General features: G+C 58.8%; 1 rRNA gene and 1 other annotated feature (1 of these 2 cut by a window edge). The gene reads right to left on the reverse strand.

The window, feature by feature from the left end:
- Nucleotides 1–759, reverse strand: a sequence feature (mutual gap in cmsearch alignment for this rRNA model is longer than 100) (it extends 1970 nt beyond the left edge of the window).
- 276 nt (nucleotides 760–1035) lie between these two features.
- Nucleotides 1036–2561, reverse strand: a 16S ribosomal RNA gene (locus ACFC1X_RS40545).
- Nucleotides 2562–2644 lie beyond the last annotated feature (83 nt).

Consider the following 2644-nt stretch of genomic DNA (forward strand, 5'->3'; position numbering starts at 1 on the left):
AAGTCGCCCTGTTCGGACTCGCTTTCGCTACGGCTTCCCCACCCGGGTTAACCTCGCAACACACCGCAAACTCGCAGGCTCATTCTTCAAAAGGCACGCAGTCACGACTGCATGTGCAAGCACATACAGCGACGCTCCCACGGCTTGTAGGCACACGGTTTCAGGTACTATTTCACTCCGCTCCCGCGGTACTTTTCACCATTCCCTCACGGTACTATCCGCTATCGGTCACCAGGGAATATTTAGGCTTAGCGGGTGGTCCCGCCAGATTCACACGGGATTTCTCGGGCCCCGTGCTACTTGGGTGTCTCTCAAACGAGCCGCTGATGTTTCGACTACGGGGGTCTTACCCTCTACGCCGGACCTTTCGCATGTCCTTCGCCTACATCAACGGTTTCTGACTCGTCCCACGGCCGGCAGACCGTGGAAGAGAGATCCCACAACCCCGCACACGCAACCCCTGCCGGGTCTCACACGTATACGGTTTGGCCTCATCCGGTTTCGCTCGCCACTACTCCCGGAATCACGGTTGTTTTCTCTTCCTGCGGGTACTGAGATGTTTCACTTCCCCGCGTTCCCTCCACACTGCCTATGTGTTCAGCAGCGGGTGACAGCCCATGACGACTGCCGGGTTTCCCCATTCGGAAACCCCCGGATCAAAGCCTGGTTGACGACTCCCCGGGGACTATCGTGGCCTCCCACGTCCTTCATCGGTTCCTGGTGCCAAGGCATCCACCGTGCGCCCTTAAAAACTTGGCCACAGATGCTCGCGTCCACTGTGCAGTTCTCAAACAACGACCAACCACCCATCACCCTGCCCTCACAGGCAAGTTCACTGGGGCCGGCAACTGAAGGAAACTCATTCCCTCAGATACCCAACAGCGTGCCCGGCCAGGTCCCGTCCGGTGATCGTGCGTTCCACGCTCCGAAGAGCAGTACTGGCAGCCACCGGCCCGAAACCGGACCGAATAGTCAACGTTCCACCCATGAGCAACCGTGCAGGACGTTTGCCTGCAGTCGGCTATTGCTCCTTAGAAAGGAGGTGATCCAGCCGCACCTTCCGGTACGGCTACCTTGTTACGACTTCGTCCCAATCGCCAGTCCCACCTTCGACAGCTCCCTCCCACAAGGGGTTGGGCCACCGGCTTCGGGTGTTACCGACTTTCGTGACGTGACGGGCGGTGTGTACAAGGCCCGGGAACGTATTCACCGCAGCAATGCTGATCTGCGATTACTAGCGACTCCGACTTCATGGGGTCGAGTTGCAGACCCCAATCCGAACTGAGACCGGCTTTTTGAGATTCGCTCCACCTTGCGGTATCGCAGCTCATTGTACCGGCCATTGTAGCACGTGTGCAGCCCAAGACATAAGGGGCATGATGACTTGACGTCGTCCCCACCTTCCTCCGAGTTGACCCCGGCGGTCTCCCGTGAGTCCCCAGCACCACAAGGGCCTGCTGGCAACACGGGACAAGGGTTGCGCTCGTTGCGGGACTTAACCCAACATCTCACGACACGAGCTGACGACAGCCATGCACCACCTGTACACCGACCACAAGGGGGCGACCATCTCTGGCCGTTTCCGGTGTATGTCAAGCCTTGGTAAGGTTCTTCGCGTTGCGTCGAATTAAGCCACATGCTCCGCCGCTTGTGCGGGCCCCCGTCAATTCCTTTGAGTTTTAGCCTTGCGGCCGTACTCCCCAGGCGGGGCACTTAATGCGTTAGCTGCGGCACGGACAACGTGGAATGTTGCCCACACCTAGTGCCCACCGTTTACGGCGTGGACTACCAGGGTATCTAATCCTGTTCGCTCCCCACGCTTTCGCTCCTCAGCGTCAGTATCGGCCCAGAGATCCGCCTTCGCCACCGGTGTTCCTCCTGATATCTGCGCATTTCACCGCTACACCAGGAATTCCGATCTCCCCTACCGAACTCTAGCCTGCCCGTATCGACTGCAGACCCGGGGTTAAGCCCCGGGCTTTCACAACCGACGTGACAAGCCGCCTACGAGCTCTTTACGCCCAATAATTCCGGACAACGCTTGCGCCCTACGTATTACCGCGGCTGCTGGCACGTAGTTAGCCGGCGCTTCTTCTGCAGGTACCGTCACTTTCGCTTCTTCCCTGCTGAAAGAGGTTTACAACCCGAAGGCCGTCATCCCTCACGCGGCGTCGCTGCATCAGGCTTTCGCCCATTGTGCAATATTCCCCACTGCTGCCTCCCGTAGGAGTCTGGGCCGTGTCTCAGTCCCAGTGTGGCCGGTCGCCCTCTCAGGCCGGCTACCCGTCGTCGCCTTGGTGAGCCATTACCTCACCAACAAGCTGATAGGCCGCGGGCTCATCCTGCACCGCCGGAGCTTTCGACCCTCACAGATGCCTGTAAGGTTCAGTATCCGGTATTAGACCCCGTTTCCAGGGCTTGTCCCAGAGTGCAGGGCAGATTGCCCACGTGTTACTCACCCGTTCGCCACTAATCCCCACCGAAGTGGTTCATCGTTCGACTTGCATGTGTTAAGCACGCCGCCAGCGTTCGTCCTGAGCCAGGATCAAACTCTCCGTGAATGTTTACCCGTAATCGGGTGACACCACGAGAGCGGAACAGTCGGAGGAATAATCCGACCGTTCACAGCGTCCTCGCTGTGTGT

The organism is Streptomyces sp. NPDC056128 (assembly GCF_042263835.1).
Lineage (GTDB): Bacteria > Actinomycetota > Actinomycetes > Streptomycetales > Streptomycetaceae > Streptomyces.